Origin of the sequence: Reyranella aquatilis, from assembly GCF_020880995.1 — a bacterium.
GTDB lineage: Bacteria > Pseudomonadota > Alphaproteobacteria > Reyranellales > Reyranellaceae > Reyranella > Reyranella aquatilis.
The window spans coordinates 118,489-137,322 of sequence record NZ_JAJISD010000009.1 but is presented as its reverse complement, the minus strand read 5'-3'; the positions used below and the strand labels follow the sequence as shown (position 1 = coordinate 137,322).

18 protein-coding genes are annotated in these 18,834 nt (G+C 66.9%); 9 read left to right on the top strand and 9 right to left on the bottom strand.

The genetic code is table 11. The annotated features are described in order from the left end of the window. Nucleotides 1-4 precede the first annotated feature (4 nt). The 7 genes from LJ725_RS20370 (at nt 5) to LJ725_RS20340 (ending at nt 6,827) form a co-directional block, all read left to right on the top strand. A complete protein-coding gene (locus LJ725_RS20370; RefSeq protein ID WP_230552604.1) occupies nt 5-844 on the top strand; it encodes an NUDIX hydrolase in 840 nt (279 codons plus the stop codon). 125 nt (nt 845-969) lie between these two features. Beyond that, nucleotides 970-2,412, top strand: coding sequence for a hydroxymethylglutaryl-CoA synthase family protein (locus LJ725_RS20365; RefSeq protein WP_230552603.1), 1,443 nt, complete (start codon nt 970-972; stop codon nt 2,410-2,412). Nucleotides 2,413-2,493: 81 nt separating this feature from the next. Beyond that, nucleotides 2,494-3,693 carry an acetyl-CoA acetyltransferase gene (locus LJ725_RS20360; RefSeq protein ID WP_230552602.1) on the top strand — a complete coding sequence of 400 codons (1,200 nt, stop codon included), beginning with the start codon at nt 2,494-2,496 and terminating at the stop codon, nt 3,691-3,693. Nucleotides 3,694-3,774: 81 nt separating this feature from the next. Further along, nucleotides 3,775-4,236, top strand: a complete 462-nt coding sequence (locus LJ725_RS20355) for a MaoC family dehydratase N-terminal domain-containing protein (protein ID WP_230552601.1) — start codon at nt 3,775-3,777, stop codon at nt 4,234-4,236. A gap of 10 nt (nt 4,237-4,246) precedes the next feature. Further along, complete coding sequence (locus LJ725_RS20350) at nt 4,247-4,675, top strand: MaoC family dehydratase (RefSeq protein ID WP_230552600.1); 429 nt, start codon at nt 4,247-4,249, stop codon at nt 4,673-4,675. A 28-nt stretch (nt 4,676-4,703) separates the two neighbouring features. Beyond that, complete coding sequence (locus tag LJ725_RS20345) at nt 4,704-5,528, top strand: SDR family NAD(P)-dependent oxidoreductase (RefSeq protein WP_230552599.1); 825 nt, start codon at nt 4,704-4,706, stop codon at nt 5,526-5,528. A gap of 84 nt (nt 5,529-5,612) precedes the next feature. Further along, nucleotides 5,613-6,827 carry an FAD-dependent oxidoreductase gene (locus LJ725_RS20340; protein WP_230552597.1) on the top strand — a complete coding sequence of 405 codons (1,215 nt, stop codon included), beginning with the start codon at nt 5,613-5,615 and terminating at the stop codon, nt 6,825-6,827. On the opposite strand, the gene LJ725_RS20335 is transcribed toward LJ725_RS20340, so the two are convergent. Next, nucleotides 6,824-7,627 carry an AraC family transcriptional regulator gene (locus tag LJ725_RS20335; RefSeq protein ID WP_230552595.1) on the bottom strand — a complete coding sequence of 268 codons (804 nt, stop codon included), beginning with the start codon at nt 7,625-7,627 and terminating at the stop codon, nt 6,824-6,826. The genes LJ725_RS20340 and LJ725_RS20335 overlap by 4 nt on opposite strands. A 29-nt stretch (nt 7,628-7,656) precedes the next feature. Here LJ725_RS20335 and LJ725_RS20330 point away from each other — a divergent pair, with 29 nt between their 5' ends. After that, nucleotides 7,657-8,085 carry a DUF2000 domain-containing protein gene (locus LJ725_RS20330; RefSeq protein ID WP_230552594.1) on the top strand — a complete coding sequence of 143 codons (429 nt, stop codon included), beginning with the start codon at nt 7,657-7,659 and terminating at the stop codon, nt 8,083-8,085. On the opposite strand, the gene LJ725_RS20325 is transcribed toward LJ725_RS20330, so the two are convergent. The 7 genes from LJ725_RS20325 to LJ725_RS20295 form a co-directional block, all read right to left on the bottom strand. Beyond that, nucleotides 8,082-9,224 (bottom strand): MFS transporter, encoded by a 1,143-nt coding sequence (locus LJ725_RS20325; protein WP_230552593.1) that lies wholly within the window; start codon nt 9,222-9,224, stop codon nt 8,082-8,084. The two genes, LJ725_RS20330 and LJ725_RS20325, sit on opposite strands and share 4 nt — an antisense overlap. A gap of 77 nt (nt 9,225-9,301) precedes the next feature. Next, nucleotides 9,302-9,670 carry a nuclear transport factor 2 family protein gene (locus tag LJ725_RS20320; protein ID WP_230552592.1) on the bottom strand — a complete coding sequence of 123 codons (369 nt, stop codon included), beginning with the start codon at nt 9,668-9,670 and terminating at the stop codon, nt 9,302-9,304. Between the two features lie 99 nt (nt 9,671-9,769). Beyond that, a complete protein-coding gene (locus LJ725_RS20315; protein WP_230552591.1) occupies nt 9,770-10,150 on the bottom strand; it encodes an ArsR/SmtB family transcription factor in 381 nt (126 codons plus the stop codon). 72 nt (nt 10,151-10,222) lie between these two features. Then, nucleotides 10,223-12,043 (bottom strand): patatin-like phospholipase family protein, encoded by a 1,821-nt coding sequence (locus LJ725_RS20310; protein WP_230552590.1) that lies wholly within the window; start codon nt 12,041-12,043, stop codon nt 10,223-10,225. Then, nucleotides 12,040-13,131 (bottom strand): M14 family metallopeptidase, encoded by a 1,092-nt coding sequence (locus LJ725_RS20305; RefSeq protein WP_230552588.1) that lies wholly within the window; start codon nt 13,129-13,131, stop codon nt 12,040-12,042. Before LJ725_RS20305 ends, LJ725_RS20310 begins: the two co-directional genes overlap by 4 nt. A gap of 62 nt (nt 13,132-13,193) precedes the next feature. Next, on the bottom strand, nt 13,194-13,721 hold the full coding sequence (locus tag LJ725_RS20300) for an adenine phosphoribosyltransferase (protein WP_230552587.1): 528 nt from the start codon (nt 13,719-13,721) through the stop codon (nt 13,194-13,196). Nucleotides 13,722-13,735: 14 nt separating this feature from the next. Beyond that, nucleotides 13,736-15,193, bottom strand: coding sequence for an amidase (locus LJ725_RS20295; RefSeq protein ID WP_230552586.1), 1,458 nt, complete (start codon nt 15,191-15,193; stop codon nt 13,736-13,738). Between the two features lie 62 nt (nt 15,194-15,255). Between LJ725_RS20295 and LJ725_RS20290 the strand changes: the two genes are divergently transcribed. Continuing rightward, complete coding sequence (locus LJ725_RS20290) at nt 15,256-15,489, top strand: DUF2798 domain-containing protein (RefSeq protein ID WP_230552585.1); 234 nt, start codon at nt 15,256-15,258, stop codon at nt 15,487-15,489. Nucleotides 15,490-15,524: 35 nt separating this feature from the next. On the opposite strand, the gene LJ725_RS20285 is transcribed toward LJ725_RS20290, so the two are convergent. Then, the gene (locus LJ725_RS20285) at nt 15,525-18,833 is read right to left on the bottom strand and encodes an error-prone DNA polymerase (RefSeq protein WP_230552584.1); all 3,309 of its coding nucleotides are present in this window, start codon (nt 18,831-18,833) and stop codon (nt 15,525-15,527) included. Between the last annotated feature and the right edge of the window lies 1 nt (nt 18,834).

The following is an 18,834-nucleotide window of genomic DNA, read 5'->3' as shown; positions in this document are numbered from 1 at the left end:
AGACATGAACGAACCGAAGAAAGAGGCGCCGCCGCCGCGTCCCGCCACGACAGTGCTACTGCTGCGACCGTCCCAGCCAGGCGATGCGGGCTCTCCGCTCGAAGTGTTCATGGTCGTGCGGCACCATCAGATCGATTCCTTCTCCGGGGCGCTGGTCTTCCCGGGCGGCAAGCTCGAGGAGGCCGATGGCGACAAGTCGCTGCGGGCCCGGTGTGGTGGCGCCGACGGGATCGACGATGCCGAACTCAAGTTCCGCGTCGCCGGCGTGCGCGAGGCGTTCGAGGAATGCGGAGTCCTGCTGGCCCGCAAGCGCGGCCAGCGCGCCCTGATCGGGGCCGCCGACCTCAAGGGGATCGAGGAGCGCTGGCGCGCCAAGCTCGCCAAGGACGAGGCGAGCATCGTCGATCTGGTCGAGGCCGAGGATCTCGAGATCGCGACCGATCTGATGACGCCCTATGCGCACTGGATCACGCCGACCTTCGTGCCGAAGCGCTTCGACACCTGGTTCTTCCTGGCGGAAGCACCGGAGGACCAGGTCGCGCTGCATGACGGCTCGGAATCCACCGACTCGGTCTGGATCGGTCCGCAGGAAGCGATCGACGAGGCCGTGGCGGGCAAGCGCACGCTCGTCCACGCGACGACCAAGAATCTCGAGTTGCTGGCCGAGGGCAAGACGGTCGCCGGGGCGATCGCCGCGGCCAAGGCACGGAAGATCGTCACGGTGCTGCCCTGGGTCGAAGCACGCGACGGCAAGAAGTTCCTGCACATCCCCGAGGGGGCGGGTTACCGGAACCTGGTTCGCGAGATGCCACCGGCTGGCGGCGTTCCGCAGACTGGAAGATAATTCCGCAAGTTCGGCGGTCTGAATCAAAAGCGGCTCGCCCGGAACGGGCAGCCGCGCTAAGAGCGACTCCATAAACGCTCGTTTATGAACCGACTGCGGTCGGACCAGGTGGAGGAAGTGATACGATGGTCGGAATCGTGGCCTATGGCGCTTATGTGCCGCGCCTTCGTCTCAACCGTCAGGCTGTTTATGACGCCAACAAGTGGTTCGCCCCGGGGCTGCGCGGCCTCGCCAAGGGCGAGCGCTCCATGGCCAACTGGGACGAGGACTCGATCACCATGGCGGTCGAGGCGTCGCGCGACTGCCTGACCAGCCACAAGGCCGAGGACGTCCGCAACCTCTACTTCGCCTCCACCACGCACCCCTTCAAGGACCGCCAGAACGCGGGCGTGATCGGCACGGCGCTCAACATCGAGCAGAACCTGCTGGCCTCCGACGTCGGCGGTTCGCAGAAGGCAGGCACCTCCGCGCTGATCGCGGGCCTCAACGCCTCCAAGGGCGGTGAGCCGACGCTGGTGGCGGCGGCGGACAAGCGCCTGACCCGGGTCGCCTCCAACACCGAGTTGAACTACGGCGACGGCGCCGCCGCGCTGCTCTGCGGCACCGAGAACGTGATCGCCAAGCTGGTCGGCCACCACTCGGTCTCGATGGATTTCGTCGACCATTTCCGCGGCGAGGACGCCGAGTTCGACTATGGCTGGGAAGAGCGCTGGATCCGCGACGAGGGCTACTCGAAGATCGTCCCGCCGGCGGTCAAGGCGGCGCTCGCCGCCTGCAAGCTCAAGGGCTCCGACATCACGCACTTCATCATGCCGAGCCTGATGCCGGCGGTACCGAAGCAGATGGCGAAGATCTGCGGCGTCGGCGAGGGAGCGGTGCGCGACCTGCTGGGCGCCAATCTCGGCGACACCGGTTGCGCGCACGCGCTGGTCATGCTGGTCGACGCGCTTGAGACGGCGAAGGCCGGCGACAAGATCATGATCGTGGCCTTCGGTCAGGGCGTCGACGTGCTGGTGTTCGAGGTCACGCCCGAGAACGCCAAGCTGCCGAAGCGCAAGGGCCTGTCGGGCTGGATGGCGCGCCGGAAGGAAGAGAAGAACTACATGAAGTTCCTCGCCTTCAACGACATGCTGCCGATCGACAAGGGCATGCGCGCCGAATTCGACAAGAAGACCGCACTGTCGATCCTGTGGCGCAAGCGCGACATGATCTACGCCCTGGTGGGCGGCAAGTGCAAAGTCTGCGGCACGGTCCAGTTCCCGCGCACGCCGGTCTGCGTCAATCCGAACTGCCACGCGATGGACAGCCAGGAGCCGTACAACATGGCGGGCCTCGAAGCGTCGGTGATGTCGTTCACCGCCGACTCGCTCACCTTCTCGCCCGATCCGCCGGCCTACTACGGCATGATCACCTTCCCGGAGGGTGGCCGCTTCATGGCCGACTTCACGGACAGCGACAAGGAACAGGTGAAGGTCGGCGCCAAGATGCGCATGACCTTCCGCATCCGCGACAACGACCAGATGCGCGGCGGCTTCAAGCGTTACTTCTGGAAGGCGGCCCCGGTTTGAGCCTTTCGGCCCGGATCGCCTTCCCGGTCAAAGAGTTCCGTTAGTTTCAAGAGTTCAACCTCACCACCAAGGAGACCTGCAATGGCTCGTGGTATCAAGGACAAGGTCGCAATCCTCGGAATGGGCTGCTCGAAGTTCGGCGAACGCTGGGAGAGCGGCGCCGAGGAGCTGATGCTCGAGGCCTACAAGGAAGCCATCGCCGACGCCGGCATCGACCCCAAGCAGCTCAATGCCGCCTGGTTCTCGACCGCGATCGACGAGGTGCATGTCGGCAAGTCGGGCATCCCGATGTCGACCACGCTGCGCCTGCCCAACATCCCGGTCACGCATGTCGAGAACATGTGCGCCTCGGGCACCGAGGCCTTCCGCGGGGCCTGCTACGCCGTCGCCTCGGGCGCGGCCGACATCGCGATCGCCCTGGGTGTCGAGAAGCTCAAGGACACCGGCTACGGTGGTCTGCCGGGCGGCCGCGGCGCGCCGCTGCAACAGCTCTGGAACGCCAACGGCACCGCGCCGGGCAACTTCGCCCAGCTCGCCACCGCCTACATGACCGCCCACGGCGTCTCGGGCGAGGACCTGAAGAAGGCGATCGCCCACGTCTCGTGGAAGAGCCACCAGAACGGCGCCAAGAACCCGAAGGCCCATCTCCAGAAGGCCGTCGAGATGGACACCATCCTCAACGCGCCGATGATTGCCTCGCCGCTCGGCCTGTTCGACTGCTGCGGCGTGTCGGACGGCGCGGCCGCAGCCATCGTGACGACGCCGGAAATCGCCAAGGCGATGGGCAAGCAGAACATCGTCTCGGTGAAGGCGCTGCAGCTGTCGGTCTCGAACGGCTCGGAGTCGGGCCACAATTCGTGGGACGGCAGCTACTTCCACACCACGCGGATCGCCTCGAAGAAGGCCTATGAAGAGGCCGGCATCAAGGATCCGCGCAAGGAAGTCTCGATGTTCGAGGTGCACGACTGCTTCTCGGTGACCGAGCTCGTCACCATGGAAGACCTGCACATCTCCAAGCCCGGAGAGGGCTGGAAGGACGTGCTCAACGGCTTCTACGACGCCGACGGCACGATCCCCTGCCAGATCGATGGCGGCCTGAAGTGCTTCGGCCATCCGATCGGCGCCTCGGGCCTGCGTATGCTGTACGAGATGTACCTGCAGTTCCAGGGCCGCGCCGGCGCCCGCCAGCTCAAGGACCCGCGCATCGGCATGACGCACAATCTCGGCGGCGCGCCGCGCGAGAACGTCTCGAGCGTCGCGATCGTCGGCCGCTACGAGTAGTCACGAAACGCGAAGCCCTCTCTCTGACTCGAGCGGTCGGGGAGAGGGCTTTTCTTTGCACAAGCCCCGGAGGAGACATCCATGGAGCTCGACAAGAAGCTCATCGGCCACGAGTTCAAGCCGTTCACCGCAACGGTCGAGGCCGGCAAGATCAAGCTGTTCTGCAAGGCCATTGGCGAGGAAGACCCGATCTATTCCGACGAGGCCGCGGCCAAGGCGGCGGGCTATCGCGGCATCACCGCGCCGCTCACCTTCCTGCGCGCCCTGCAGGCCGACGATCCCAACAAGGGCGGACTGCTGCGCCTGCTGAACGTCGACATCGGCCTGATCCTGCACGGCGAGCAGCATTTCGAGTACTTCGCCCCCGTCGTGGTTGGCGACGTCGTCACCTGTCAGGAAAAGGTCGTCGACATCTACGACAAGAAGGGCGGCGCGCTCTGGTTCGTCGTCCAGGAGATGGAGATGAAGGACCAGGCGGGCAAGCTGCTGGCCAAGGGCCGCGGCGTCACCGTCGTTCGCAACCCCGACGCCGGCAAGAAGTAGGGAGGCAATCATGGCTACCGCAACCGCTCCGAAATTCGCCGACGTGAAGGTCGGCGACGAACTCAAGCCGCTGGTTCTGCCGCCGATCAGCCGTCACCAGCTCGCCCTCTACTGCGGCGGCTCGGGCGACCACAATCCGATCCATGTCGACATCGACTTCGCCAAGAAGTTCGGGTTCAAGGACGTTTTCGCCCACGGCATGCTGTCGATGGCCTTCCTCGGACGTCTCGTCACTTCCTGGGTGCCGCAGAAGCAGGTGCGCGGCCTCGGCACGCGCTTCACCTCGATCACCTGGGTGGGCGACGTCATCACCGTCAGCGGCAAGGTCACGGGCAAGCGCGAGAAGGACGGCGAGAAGCTGGTCGATCTCGAGGTCAGGTGCACCAACCAGAACGGCCAAGACACGCTTCAGGGCAGCGCCACGGTCGCGCTGGCCTAAGTCGCGACCGAAGACGAAGGAGAGAGACATGGGTCAGATGGATGGCAAGGTGGCGATCGTCACCGGTTCGGGACGCGGCATCGGCAAAGAGATCGCGCTGCGCCTGGTGCGCGACGGCGCCAGCGTGGTGATCAACGACATCGACGACGCGCCCGCCAAGGAGACGGTCGCCGAGATCGAGAAGATGGGCGGCAAGGCCGTGATGTGCAACGGCGACGTCGCCAAGCCGGACTTCGGCGACCGCATCGTCAAGACAGCGGTCGATGCCTTCGGCGGCTGCCACGTCGTCGTGAACAATGCCGGCTACACCTGGGACTCGGTCATCCAGAAGATGAGCGACGAGCAGTGGTACGCCATCCTCGACGTCCACCTGACTGCGCCGTTCCGGATCCTCCGGGCCTTCCAGCTGCACTTCAAGGATGCGGTCGAGAAGGAGCGCGCCGAGGGCAAGCGCATCGTGCGCAAGGTCGTGAACATCTCCTCGACCTCGGGCGTCAACGGCAACGCCGGCCAGTCGAACTATTCGGCGGGCAAGGCGGGCATCGTCGGCCTGACCAAGACGCTGGCCAAGGAGTTCGGCCGCTACGACGTCACGGTCAATGCCGTGGCCTTCGGCTACATCCAGACGCGCCTCACCCAGCCGCTCAGCCAGGGCGAGTCCGGCGAGATCGAGGTCCAGGGCCGCAAGGTCAAGATCGGCGTCCAGGGTGGCCGGATCGCGGCCATGAACCAGATGATCCCGCTCGGCCGCGGTGGCCTGCCGGAGGAAGCGGCGGGTTCGGTCTATCTGTTCTGCAGCCCCGACAGCGATTATGTCAGCGGCCAGTGCCTGGTCGTGAACGGCGGTCTCTGATCGCCGTCCTCCGACACGAAGGATCGAAGGGTGGCTTGCGGGCCACCCTTTTTCGTTGGGCCGGTTTCCCGGCTAGGATGATCCATGGCGTTGAGGTCTCTGGAGGTCGGTATCATGGGTTGCGGCGTCGCCGGTCAGGCGGCCGCGAGTTTCCTGGCCGATTCGGGACACCGCGTCAGCGTGCTGGAGCGCTTCCGGGAGCCGCGACCGGTGGGCGCCGGCTTGCTGCTGCAACCCACCGGCCTCGCCGTGCTGCGTGCCCTCGGCCTGGTTGAGGCCGCGCTCTCGGCAGGTGCCCGCATCGACGGTCTGTTCGGAGAGAACCAGAAGAGACGACCTGTCCTCGATCTCGCCTACGGCGATCTGCATCCCGAGGCGTTCGGGCTCGGCATTCGCCGGTCGGTCCTGTTCGACCTTCTCCATCATCGTCTGCTCGCGTCTGGTGTTCGCCTCGTCACCGACACCGAGATCATCGATGTCGTGCGTGAGGGCGCGCGGGCGATCGCCGTCGATGCGCTGGGCGGCCGCCATGGCCCGTTCGATCTGTTGGTCGTGGCCGACGGCGCGCACTCTCTCCTGCGCGAGCGGCTGATGCCGGCCGCGCGGGCGCCGCTCTATCCGTGGGGCTGCATCTGGACGACGGTCGATGACAGCCAGGCGTTCGGCGCGGTGGGACTTCTTCGCCAGCGCGTGGCCGGCTCGACGATGATGATGGGCCTGTTGCCGGTGGCACCGGACAAGCTCACGATGTTCTGGAGCCTTCCTGTCGCAGACCTTGCCGCGCATCTTCCGCTCGATCTCGACACGGTGCGCGACGAGGCATTGTGGTTGTGGCCGGAGGCCGGGCCGACGATCGAGTATGCGGTCGCGGCCGACGATTTTTCCCGCGCGACCTACCGGCATGTCGCCCTGCCGCGCTGGAACGACGGCCCGGTCCTGTTCATGGGCGATGCCGCGCACGGCACCAGTCCACAACTCGGGCAGGGCGCCAATCTCGGCCTGCTCGATGCGCATGCGCTGGCGCGCAGCCTCGCCGAGGCGGATGATCTGCCCCGGGCAATGGAGCTGTTCGCCCAGCGCCGCGGACCACCCACTCGCTTCTATCGCCGCGTCAGTCACCTGCTGACGCCGTTCTTCCAGTCCGATGGCCATCTGCTGGGCGTGCTGCGCGATCTCGTGATGCCGCACGCCTGCCAGGCGCCGCTGGCCCGGCCCATGATGACGACCGTTCTCGCGGGCCTGCGACGGGGCTGGTTCGCGACCGATCCGCTCGACGCGGAAGGCCGCTACCTTCTCTAACTTCGGCGCGAAAGGGCGGCCCAACGGCCGGGCGTAACGCCGAAGCGGGCCGCGAAATGACGGGTCAGATGGCTCTGGTCGGCGAAGCCCGCCGCGGCCGCCGCTTCCGACAGGGCAACACCCTCGGCGATCATCGCCTGCGCACGCATCAGCCGCTGGCCGGTCTGGAATCGATGGGGCGAGGTGCCGAAGGCGGAGCGGAAATGTCGGGCGAGCGCGAACCGGTCGAGGCCGCTCACGCGTTCGAGTTCTTCCGAGCCGACCACGCGGTGCGATTCGGCCACCAGGAAATCGCGGGCGCGTGTCACCGCGCGCAGCGCGACGTTGCGGCGGGAGCGGCGCCGTTCGCCGTCGCTGCGCCGGACCATCAGGTCGGCGAAGCGGCCGATCAGAGCGTCGATGGCAATCGGCTCCAGTTGCCGGGGAAAGTCGACGAAGGCCTCGTCGATTGCACGGGCCGTCGCCTCGTCATGGGCCACGGGTTCCGCCACGTAGGGCGGGCCGGCGCCGTCGAGCGCCTGCGATATCGCCGCCGGATCGAGATAGAGCATGCGGTAGGCGAAGGCGCCGCCTTCGCCGGCATGGCCGTCATGCGGCTCGTCGGGATGCAGCACCAGCACCTGCCGTGCCCGGCTCGCCCGCAGGCTGCCGCGATAATGGAACTGCTGCACGCCGTAGAGGGTGAGGCCGATGCCGTAGGTTTCGTGCCGGTGCAGGTCGTAGGCGTGGCCGCTGAACCGCGCCGCCAGTCGTTGAAGACCGTCGGTCGGCTGGTCGAGGCGTATCTGGTCGGTGGACATGCACGAATGTTCAAGACGGTGGCGCCAGCATGCCTCATATGGGCGGCATGATCTACGAAACCAAGACTGCCCTCATCCTGCGCAAGGACCTGGCTGCCTGGCAGATGGCCAACGTTTCCGCTTTCCTGGCAGGCGGTCTCGCCGGCACGCATGCCCATCTGATGGGCGAGCCCTATCGCGATGCGGCGGGCCGGATCTACACCGCGCTGATCCGCGAGCCGATGTTCGTCTATGGGGCCACGCTGGAAGAATTGCAGCGCACCCATCAGCGCGCGCTCTCGCGCGAACTGGTGCCGGCGATCTACATCGAGCCGATGTTCGGGACGACCAACGATGCCGACAACCGCGCGGTGGTCGCCGTGGCACCGGCGGATGCCATGAACTTCGTGGGCATAGGCGTGCATGCACCGAGAAAGACCATCGACAAGGTCGTGAATGGCCTGAAGTTCCTGTCCTAGGCTGGCCGAACCGGCCGGCGGGGACGCCCCAGGATCAGCGCCGCCGCGGCGATGTTGAGGGCCATACAGAGAAAAAGAGGCAGTCCGTAACCGCCCGACAGATCGCGCAGGATGCCGAGCAGGCCGGGACCGAAGGCATAGAGGGTCTGCACCACCGCCGTCGACAACGCGACGATCGCGGGGAACTGGTCGGGCGTGTACTCCCGCTGAACGATCATCGGCGACAGGGTGATGTTGTTTCCGACCGAGAGGCCGTAGACGGCACAGGCGCCGTAGACCAGCAGCGGCGCCTGCGCCCAGGCCAGCACCGCGATGGCGCCGACCTGCACCAGGAAGCAGATCGCCGAAGCGCGTCGCGGTTCCAGCCTGTCGATGACGAGACCCAGCAGGAGGCGGCCGACCAGCGCCGTCACGGCGTTGATGCCGACGGCGAGCGCGGGATCGATCGACGGGCCGCCGCCTTCGGAACGTGCCGTGACCAGCGGGACGAGATGGGTGAGGAAGCCGACCTGCGAGAGCAGGACGAAGGCGAAGGGTGCGGAAATGCTCCAGAAATGCCACTGGCGCATCGGTGCCAGCCGATGGGTGCGCACGGTCGCGGGCTTCGGTGACAGGGGGCCCTTGCGCACGAACAGGGCGACGCTGCCGGCGGCCAGGACGATGCCGATCGCGACCAGCAGCCGCTCCGCATCGGCAAAGCCGAGCCGCGGGATCGCCGCGAGCAGGACCGGCGTGACGGCGAGGCCGGCCACCGTGGCGCCGCTCAGCGCGAGATTGAGGGCGAGGCCGCGCTTGCGGTCGAACCACTGGCCGACGGTGGCGGCGATCGGCGCCACGCTGGTCGCGTTCCAGCCCGGCGCCATGACGATGTAGAGCGCGACGAGCTGCCACGGTTGGGTGACCGACGGCAGCAGCAGGAGCGACGCGGTCGTAATCGATAGCCCGGTCAGGAAGACGGCGCGCGGACCGAAGCGTCCGATCGCTTCGGCAATACGCGGCAGCAGGAAGGCGCCCAGGACATAGTGCGCGGTGACCACGGAGGAGATGAAGCCGGTCGACCAGCCGTGTTGGCGCTGCAGTTCGACGAGATAGATGCCGTGGGCGTAGAAGCCGAAGCCCCAGGCGAAGACCGCCGACACGAAGCACGCGAATACAACGCGCCAGGCAGCCAGTGACGTATCGGCGGCAGGACCGCGCGACAGGGCGTCCGAGGGGGTCAGGAGCGACTGACGTGGGCCGACACGCAGCGCCAGCCCTCCGCCTCCAGTCGCCAGTCGTCGGTGTACCAGCCGCCGCCCGGGGTGCCGTCGGCCCTCGTGAAGCTGGTGCGGGCGTGGATGATCGCGAAGTCGCCCAGCAGGCGGATCTTCACGTCATGCTCGCGCAGACCCTTCACCGGCGATCCGCGCCCGATCTGCGCGAGGAAGGCCGCCCGGTCGATCAGCGTGCCGTCGGGATTGGTGTTGAAGAAGTCCTGCGACAGGTTGCGGTCGAACCATTGCACATCGGCCTGGTCGACCGACCGGACGAACTCACGGTTGAGGTCCCGCAGGGTCGCGAGATGCCGCGCGTCGCCGTTCGTCACATCCTGCCTCCATCCGACTCGATGAACGCGCGGAAGATCGGCGCGCGTGGGGCCGGCAGGATCCGGTTCCGCCGGATCTCCCGCTTCTGAAATTTTGCCTCACCTGCTCTTGCGGGCATCGGTCCGTTTCCCTTTCCGTCGGGACGGCGGGCCCGGCTGGTTCTGTTCCAGATAGGCCTCGAGCCGGTCGAGCCGCTGCTCCCAGAAGCGCTGATAGCTGGCGACCCAGTCGGAGATCTCCTGCAGGGGCGCGGCCGCCAGACGGCAGGGGCGGCGCTGTGCGTCGCGTCCGCGGGCGATGAGGCCGGCGCGTTCCAGCACCTTGAGATGCTTCGAGATCGCCGGCAGTGACATGTCGAACGGCTCGGCCAGTTCCCCGACCGAGGTCTCGCCGAGCGCGAGCCGGGCCAGGATGGCCCGGCGGGTCGGGTCGGCAAGCGCGGAAAAGGTGGCGGTGAGCCGGTCGCTGGTTGTCGTCATGGAGTCTTTGTAGTTAACCGTGGGGTAAAAGAGAAGCAGCACGGCTGCGGCGCCGTCAGGAAGGGCCGCGACTCACGCCAGGAAGAGGCGCGCGCCCACGGGGAGGGTGCGGGCCTTCTCGATGGCCTCCATCGTCGTGCGGTATCCGACCTCGATGGCCGCGTCGAAGCTGGTCCAGTCGAGCAGGTCGATATGGGTCATCGGCGGCACGATCAGGAGTTCGGCGGCGCTTCGATCCTCTGCGGCGCGCGAGGTGCTGGCGACCAGGGCCGAGCGCAGGAGGATGCGCACGATCGAGGGAATGGGCAGGGTCTCGTTGCGCTTCCAGATGAGGCGGCTGAAGAACTCCCACGCCGACCACGGTTCCATGACGCCCTCACCGGCGGCCAGCGCACCGCCGGTGTCGATGTCGACGCCGATCGTCATGCCGCGTCCCAGCCGCTGCATGGCGCGTACCGGGAAATTGTCGATCACACCGCCGTCGACATGGACTTCGCCCGCTTCGTTGAACGGCGGCATCACGCCGGGGATCGACACAGATGCCCGCAGCCACCGCCACAGCCGTCCGACAGTGTGGATGTCGGCCTTTGACGTGGTGAGGTTTGCGGTCACGCAATAGTAGGGGAGGATCAGATCCTCGATGTCCTTCTCGTCGAAGGCCATGCGCAGGAGACGCGTCACGCGCCGGCCAGCGAACAGGGAGATCAGGGGGACCGTGTAGTCGCTGAGCGGGTTGTTGTCGACGAAGGCCCGACGGAACCGCACGTCGAGCTCCTCGTCGTTCCAGCGCGAGGCGACTCCGGCGGCGACGATGGCCCCCATGCTGGTCCCGCCGACGAGGTCGATCGGCACGCCGACTTCGCGCAACGCCTTGACCACGCCGATATGGGTGAAGGCGCGCGCGCCGCCACCCGCCATGACGACGCCGACGGCGTGCCCGGTCAGGATCCGGGCCAGCCGGTCGACATCGGCATGGATATCGAGCCTGACATGGTGGTGATGGCCGTAGAGGCCGCCCGCCAGCAGGGGCGCGGTCGAGCCCGCGCCGGGATCCCGCCCCTCGTGCAGCAGCACCAGCTCGCGCCGGCGATGGAAGACCGCGCCGCTCTGCGCCGTCTCGATCTCGAACGGCACCCTGGTCGGAGCATCGTTGTCGGCATTGCGCATCACGACCAGGCAGTCGGCCTGGCGCAGGCAGAGTTCGGTCCACGGCGTCAACGTCGGATCGGCACGGTAGAGCACGAACGACGATTCCATCTCGCAGCGCGCGAACCATTCCGGTTCCTGGTCGAGCGATTCCGATCCCAGCATCTGCACCTGGTTTCCGATGCGGCCGAGTGCATTGGCGAGCAGGACGGCGAACCGCGCCGCCGGAACGTCAGGCCCGCTCGGCAGCAGGGCGAAGGTTCGCGGCTGGCGGCGACGCTTGCCCGCGTCGGCGTCGGCGGCATTGCGCGAAACCACGCTGCGCATCAGTGCCGGCAGCACTTCGGGGTGATGCGAGGTGAGCGCGTTGAAGCTGGTCTGCGGCAGCCGCCAGACTTCGCTGTCGCGCAGTGCGGCGACGCTGCGCGTTCGCTTGCCCTGTGACAGCAGCGACATCTCGCCGACCAGGTTGCCGGGCGGAACCTCGGCGATCAGCATCGGTTCGAGTGCTTCGGCCTGCGATTCGTGGCGGAAGACGCCAAGGCAGCCGCTGGTGACGACATATACCGCATCGGCGGGTTCGCCCACGCGGAAGAGCGAAGCGCCCCCAGGCAGCACCAGCAGCGTCAATTCGCGTTCGACGACCTTCAGAGCCTCGGGATCGAGATCGGCGAACAGCGGCGTCTGCTGCAGGACCTTCTGCAGCCTCTGCCGCGCGGTATCCCCGCTCGCCTCGGCGAGGCTCATCCCCCGGTCATCCCCTTGAGGGCCCAGCCGATCGTCTGATCGGCACGCGCCCAGACCATCTCCCGCCATTTGTCGCCGGCAGGGAAGAAGCGCTCCTTGATGTCGGCCTTGAGAGCCCGCCCCTGTTCCGAGCCGAGATCGCCGCGATGATGCAGCCAGTTGTCGCCGCGCAAGGCGGTGAGCACTTCGGGCACGGGATAGGTGCCGTATTCCAGGGCGACCGATGTGACCTCGGCATCGGGCAGTTCCTGCGGGAAGGCGTCGGTCATGACCCCGACGACGACCGCCGAGGTCGAGGTGCCGCCTTCGGGCGAGGTCATCTCCTCGCCATACCAGGCCTTGGCGCGGGCGAAGGACCTGGCGGTGGACGACACGGCGCAGATCAGCTCGCCATGTCCGAACGGGCCGAGGCCGGTGTGAAAGTCGATGATGCCGACGCGGCGGGCCCGCGACAGTTCCTCGCGGGCGATGGCACGCACCGTCCGGTTGCTCCAGGTCGGGGTCGTGCCGCCGAAGAAGATTCCGTCGGGATGGGTGTACTGGCCGCCGCTGAGCGCGCCCTGCAGGCCGAAGGCGCCGTGCTTCTGGGCATAGGCCGCGAACACGCGTTCCGTTTCGGCCCGGCTGACTTCGTCCCAGGCCAGCGGCAGGACAGCGTCGGCGATGGCGAGATAGCCGTCGTTGCCCGGGTAGCCCTTGTCGTGGTCGACGAAGTTGCGGTTGAGATCGACATTGTCTTCGGTGACGCGGCGGGTCCACGCGAAACCATACGGATTGAGCGCGTGGATGAGCAGCGCGCCGGTGTCGGGCGGGAGCCGGGCCGGGCCGCCCGACTTGAGCCACGCGATCTCGGCGCCCGAACCGCAGTGGCCTTCGACGCCGTGCGTTCCCGCGATCAGTACCAGCATGTTCGCGGCGTCGGCCGCACCGAAGCGCGCCGTATCCAGAAACAGCCGCTCGCCGCCCGGCCCGCGTGCCTTGGGATTGAGCCATGACCGCAGGGAGCCGCCGGCCTCGGCCGCGGCGGCGCAGAATTTGGGGCGCGCCTCCGCATAGGTCTCGGAGAAGCACGCGGACACTGAGAACATCTGGTTCCTCCCGCCGCCATGCTAGCCGGTTTGGCGGCGGAGCGGAAAGCGGTGCCGCGCGTCTAGCTGTCGTACTGCAGCAGCGTTTCGACCGGCGGCTTCAGCTTCTTGCGACCCTCGAGGAAGGTCAGCTCGATGATGCAGGCGGCCGTGGGCACCACGGCGCCGACGCTTTCCAGCAGTTCGACGGCAGCGGCCATCGTGCCGCCGGTCGCCAGCAGGTCGTCGACCAGCACGACGCGTGCGCCCTTGTGCACCGCATCCTGCTGGATCTCGATCGTGTCCGTCCCGTACTCGAGCGCATAGGTGTGGCGCACGGTCATGCCCGGCAATTTGCCCTTCTTGCGCAACATCACGAAGCCCGTGCCCAGCGCCAGCGCCAGCGGCGCAGCCAGCAGGAAGCCGCGTGATTCGATGCCCGCAAGCACGTCGGGCTTGTGCGGCCGGATGAGATCGGCCAGCCGCTCGATCGTGGTGTGCCATGCCTTGGGATGCGCGAGCAGGGTGGAGATGTCGTAGAAAAGGATGCCCGGCTTGGGGAAGTCGGGAATCGAGCGGATGTGCTTCTTGAGATCCATATCCTTGGACATTCTGTCTCCTGGGCTCAGCTATAGGCCGGCGGCGGCTCGAAGCCGCGATATTCCTTCTCCAGCAGCTTGGCGAACTGGATGCACTCGTAGTCGCCGTACTGGCGTCCGATGATCTGCACGCCGATCGGCAGGCCTTCCTTGCTCTGGCCGATCGGGGCGGCGGTCGACGGCAGCCAGGTGACGCCGGAGTAGCCTGCCCAGAAGATCTGGTCGACGACCGGCACCTTCTTGTTGTTCACGACGATCGTGCGCTTGTGGCGCAGGCCCGCCTGGTCGTGCGGGAAGGCCGCCGTCACGGCGACAGGGCAGAGCATCAGGTCGTAGTCCTGGAAGAAGGCATCCCAGGCCCAGCGCATCTTGTGACGCTTCTCGTTCAGCTGCAGCCAGCTCCGGTGCGGCAGGGAATTGCCGCGCTGCATCTGGGCGAAGTAGCTCATGTCGTCGGCCGGCAGGCTGGCCGCATCCTTCACGGCCTGCTCGTAGACCGCGTCGCTCATGCGGCCTGAGGTCGCCGCCCTCAGCAGGCGGATATAGACGTCGTTCAGTTCCGTCGTGTCGATGGCCGGCCGCGCCTTGTCGCTCACCTTGACCTTGTTCCTGGCGAGGAAGGCCGCGAGCTTCGAAATCTGCTCCTGCACCGAATCGTCGACCTCGGCATTGGGATCGGTCAGCAGCACCGCCACTTTGAAGTCGCGCAGCTTCGTCTTCTTCGAGCGCGGCAGGCTGAGCGTCCAGCCACGGCCGTCGATCGAATCGGGGCCCGCCATCGCCGTCAGCGCGATCTCGAGGTCCTCCGCGCCCCGGGCCAGCGGCCCCACCACGCCGATATCGCCATAGGCGACGGCGCCGGCCAGCGCATGGCCCTTCGGCGAGACCACGCCCCAGCTCGGCTTGTGGCCCCAGACGCCGCAATAATGGGCCGGGTTGCGGATCGAGGCGCCGATGTCGCTGCCCGCCTCGATGCCGGTGAGGCCGGCGGCCAGCGCCGCGCCCGAGCCGCCCGAGGAGCCGCCCGGCGTGCGGCCGAGATCCCAGGGATTGTTGGTCGAGCCGTAGACCTCGTTGTAGCTCTGCCAGTCGGCGAGGTTCAGCGGCACGTTGCTCTTGCCGAACAGGGTGACGCCGGCATCCAGCATGCGCTGCGTGACCAGCGAGTTCTGCTGGACGACCGTGTCCTTGAAGGCCGGATCGCCCCAGGTGGTGGGGAAACCCGCGACGTCGAAGGATTCCTTGATCGTCATGGGCACGCCGTGCAGGGGGCCGAGCTTCTTGCCGGCCCTGACGGCGCGGTCCGCCGCCTTGGCGCGCTTGCGGGCGCCCTCGATGTCGGTCGCGATGATGGCGTTGAGTTCGGGATTGTAGGCCTCGACCCGCTTCAGATAGAGGTCGAGCAGTTCCAGGCAGCCGATCTTCTTCTTCCGGACCGCAGCGGCGAGCTGCTTGGCGGTCTGGAACGGGAGGGCAAGGGACATGGGAGGGCTTCCGCGACGGGGATGGACGAGGTCCAAGCCCGTACCATATTGTCCGGCCCGCCGTGAAGAAACTCCCTGCCCGTACGATGCACATCGCCATGCCGCTGGCGCTGACCTTCGTCATGACTTTCCTGGTTTCCGGAATCGCGACGATTCGCGCCATCGGCTTCGAGCCGGGCATGTTCGCCCGCTGGATGGAATCGTGGATGGCGTCCTGGATGGTCGCGTTCCCGATCATGCTGTTCCTGATGCCGACGATGCGGCGTCTTCTGTCACTCCTGATCGAGACGAAGTAGGGCCCGATCGAGACGAAGCAGGGTGGGCGGCGGCTTCAGTGGAAGTCGCGTGACGCGATCCTGATCTTCGGCCGTTCGAGCACGATGCGGTTGCGGTCGTAATCCGGCTTGGCGGTACCGCTCCGGCTCGAGCGGTGGCGGGTCGCGTTGGCTTCCGGCGTCTTCACCCGGCGATCGTTTGAGCCCGTGGCGACGGCGTCGCCACGGCCATTGGTCAGGTGGAACAGGTCCAGTTCCGAGATCGAATCGAGATCGGCCGAGAGATCCCACACTTCCTCGGCGACGAGATGGATCACCTTGTAGTCGTCTTTCCCCTCGCACTGGACGCGGCCGCGCACGCCCATCAGGCGCGCCCCCATCACGATACGCCGATGGGAGTCGAACACCTTGGGCCAGACCACGAGGTTGGCCACGCCGAACTCGTCTTCCAGGGTGACGAACACCACGCCCGAGGCGGTTCCCGGCCTCTGCCGTACCAGCACGAGGCCGGCCAGGGTGAGAAGCGCGCCGTTCTTCGCCGTCTTCAACGTCTCGGTGCTGGAGAACCCATGCTCCGCGAAGGTCGCGCGCAGCAGTTCCATCGGATGCGAGCGCAGGGACAGCGAGAAGCTGCTGTAGTCGTCCACCACCTGCTCGCCGAGGGTCAGCCTTGGCAGGGTGACGGGGGGCTCGAGGTCGCGTGCTTCGGGCTGCGTGTCGAGCAGCGGCAACTGTCCCTCCGGGAAGCCGCGCACCGCCCACAACACGTCGCGGCGCGTCAGCCCCAGGGAGGCAAAGGCGTCGGCCCGGGCCAGCGCCACGATCTGCCGCTTGGTGAGGCCGCTGCGCCGCCACAGGTCGGCGGGATCGCGATAGGGTTGGTCGCCGCGTCGCGCGACCAGTTGATCGGCCGCCTCCTTGGAAAGCCCCGTCACCTGGCACAAGCCAAGCCGCAGGGCGCAGCGATTGCTCTTTCCCGGCTCCAGGGTGCAGTCGCTGTCGCTGGCATTGATGTCGGGGGGGCGCACGTCGACGTCATGCTCCCGCGCATCGCGCACCAGCTGGGCGGGCGCGTAGAATCCCATCGGCTGGGAGTTGAGCAGCGCCGCGGCGAAGACCTCCGGGTAGTAGTGCTTCACGTAGGACGAAGCATAGACCAGGATGGCAAAGCTGGCGGCGTGGCTTTCGGGGAAGCCGTATTCTCCGAAGCCTTCGATCTGCTTGAAGCAGCGTTCGGCGAAATCCTCTCCGTAGCCGTTCTTCTTCATGCCCTCGATGAAAGGCATCTTGAACTTGTAGATGGTGCCGTTGTGCCGGAACGTCGCCATGGCGCGACGCAGCTCGTCGGCCCTCTCCGGCGAGAAGCCCGCCCCGTCGATGGCGATCTGCATCGCCTGCTCCTGGAACAGGGGAACGCCCAGCGTTCGCTCGAGTACCTTCCTGAGCTTTGGCCCGGGATAGTCGACGGCGTCGGGATTGGCGCGATTCCTCAGGTAAGGATGGACCATGCCGCCCTGGATGGGGCCAGGCCGCACGATCGCCACCTGGACCACGAGGTCGTAATACTGCCGGGGCTTCAGGCGCGGCAGCATGGACATCTGCGCCCGGCTCTCGACCTGAAAGACGCCCACCGAGTCTGCCCGGCACAGCATCTCGTACACATTCTTGTCGTCCGGACGCATGGCGAGCGTGAGCTTCTCTCCGTAATGCTTTTCGACGAGGGCAAAGCTCTTGCGCAGCGCGGTCAGCATGCCGAGCGCCAGCACGTCGACCTTGTAGATCCCCAGAGCGTCGAGATCGTCCTTGTCCCACTCGACGACGGTGCGGTTCTCCATCGCCGCATTCTGGATCGGCACCAGTTCGTCGAGCCGGTCCTCGGTCAGCACGAAGCCGCCGACATGCTGGGAGAGATGGCGCGGGAAGCCGCACAGGTCGGACGACAGTTCGAGCGCCAGCATGATGCGCGGGTCCGCCGGATCGAGGCCGACCTCGCGCACATGTTCGGCCTTCACGCCGCTGGCGCCCATGCCCCAGACGGTGTCGGCCATCACCCCCACCGTGTCGGGCGAGAGGCCCAGCACCTTGCCGACCTCGCGGATGGCGCTGCGGCTCCTGAAGGAGATCACCGTGGCCGCCAGCGCGGCGCGGTGCCGGCTCTTCGTATCGTAGATCCACTGGATGATCTGTTCGCGCCGTTCATGCTCGAAATCGACGTCGATGTCGGGCGGTTCGTTGCGGGAATTCGACAGGAAGCGCTCGAACAGGACGTCCGTCTCGTCGGGATTCACCGAGGTGATGCCGAGACAGTAGCAGACCGCGGAATTGGCGGCCGATCCGCGGCCCTGGCAGAGGATGCCGCGCCGGCGCGCCTCCATCACGATCTCATGCACTGTCAGGAAGTAGGGCGCGATCTTCTTGAGGTCGATGAGCGCGAATTCCTTGCGGATCGTACCCGCCACCTTCTCGGGAACGCCGCCGGGATAGCGCCAGTTCGCGCCTTCCCAGGTCAGGCGCATGAGCTTGTCCATGGGCGTCTCGCCGCCTTCGTAGACGACGGGATACTGATAGGTGAGCTGCCGCAGGGAGAAGGAGCAGCGCTGCACGATTTCCTGCGTGGCGGCGATGGCGTGCGGATGACGGCGGAACAGGCGCGCCATTTCGGCCGAAGACTTGAGATGCCGCTCGGCGCTGGCGAAGCGGCGGAATCCCAGCGCCTCGACGGTGCAGCCGAGGCGGATGGCCGTCACCACGTCCTGCAGCGCGCGTCGTTCGGGCACGTGATAGTGCACGTCGTTGGTGGCGACGAGCTTGATCCCGTGCCGGTCCGCAAGATCGTCGAGCAGGGCGAGGCGGCGCGCATCGTCCCCGCGATAGAGCATGGAGGCCGCGAGATAGCAGCGGCCGGCGAACAGCGCCGCAAGCTTCTGCAGCCGGTCGAGAAAGGCGGGTTCCTCCGGCCGGCGCGGCGGCAGCACGATCGCCAGCAGGTCCTCGGCATGTCCGGCGAGATCCTCGAAGCCGATGTCGCACTGGCCTTTCTCCGCGCGCCTGTTGCCCAGGGTCAGCAGGCGGGACAAGCGCTTGTAGGCCTCGAGATCGGTCGGATAGACGAGCAGGGAGCAGCCGTCGCGTGTCTCGAGGCGGCTGCCGACCAGCAGCCTGATCCTGTCGCACGCCGGATCCTTCGGGTTCTCCTCGTCGCGCGAGGCCGCGAACGCGCGCACCACCCCCGCCAGCGTGTTGCGGTCGGTGATTCCGATGGCGGTATGGCCGAGTTCGATCGCCCGCTCGACCAGCTCCTGGGGATGCGAGCCGCCGCGCAGGAAGCTGTAATTGGTCGTGACCTGCAGCTCGGCGTAGTCCATG

Bases quoted from the DNA above. Each gene is read 5' to 3' on its own strand.
- LJ725_RS20335 (WP_230552595.1), bottom strand. From the start codon at position 7,627: ATGTCCACCGACCAGATACGCCTCGACCAGCCGACCGACGGTCTTCAA.
- LJ725_RS20310 (WP_230552590.1), bottom strand. From the start codon at position 12,043: ATGAGCCTCGCCGAGGCGAGCGGGGATACCGCGCGGCAGAGGCTGCAG.
- LJ725_RS20355 (WP_230552601.1), top strand. From the start codon at position 3,775: ATGGAGCTCGACAAGAAGCTCATCGGCCACGAGTTCAAGCCGTTCACC.
- LJ725_RS20340 (WP_230552597.1), top strand. From the start codon at position 5,613: ATGGCGTTGAGGTCTCTGGAGGTCGGTATCATGGGTTGCGGCGTCGCC.
- LJ725_RS20330 (WP_230552594.1), top strand. From the start codon at position 7,657: ATGCCTCATATGGGCGGCATGATCTACGAAACCAAGACTGCCCTCATC.
- LJ725_RS20365 (WP_230552603.1), top strand. From the start codon at position 970: ATGGTCGGAATCGTGGCCTATGGCGCTTATGTGCCGCGCCTTCGTCTC.
- LJ725_RS20370 (WP_230552604.1), top strand. From the start codon at position 5: ATGAACGAACCGAAGAAAGAGGCGCCGCCGCCGCGTCCCGCCACGACA.
- LJ725_RS20295 (WP_230552586.1), bottom strand. From the start codon at position 15,193: ATGTCCCTTGCCCTCCCGTTCCAGACCGCCAAGCAGCTCGCCGCTGCG.
- LJ725_RS20285 (WP_230552584.1), bottom strand. From the start codon at position 18,833: ATGGACTACGCCGAGCTGCAGGTCACGACCAATTACAGCTTCCTGCGC.
- LJ725_RS20345 (WP_230552599.1), top strand. From the start codon at position 4,704: ATGGGTCAGATGGATGGCAAGGTGGCGATCGTCACCGGTTCGGGACGC.
- LJ725_RS20315 (WP_230552591.1), bottom strand. From the start codon at position 10,150: ATGACGACAACCAGCGACCGGCTCACCGCCACCTTTTCCGCGCTTGCC.
- LJ725_RS20300 (WP_230552587.1), bottom strand. From the start codon at position 13,721: ATGTCCAAGGATATGGATCTCAAGAAGCACATCCGCTCGATTCCCGAC.
- LJ725_RS20305 (WP_230552588.1), bottom strand. From the start codon at position 13,131: ATGTTCTCAGTGTCCGCGTGCTTCTCCGAGACCTATGCGGAGGCGCGC.
- LJ725_RS20360 (WP_230552602.1), top strand. From the start codon at position 2,494: ATGGCTCGTGGTATCAAGGACAAGGTCGCAATCCTCGGAATGGGCTGC.
- LJ725_RS20350 (WP_230552600.1), top strand. From the start codon at position 4,247: ATGGCTACCGCAACCGCTCCGAAATTCGCCGACGTGAAGGTCGGCGAC.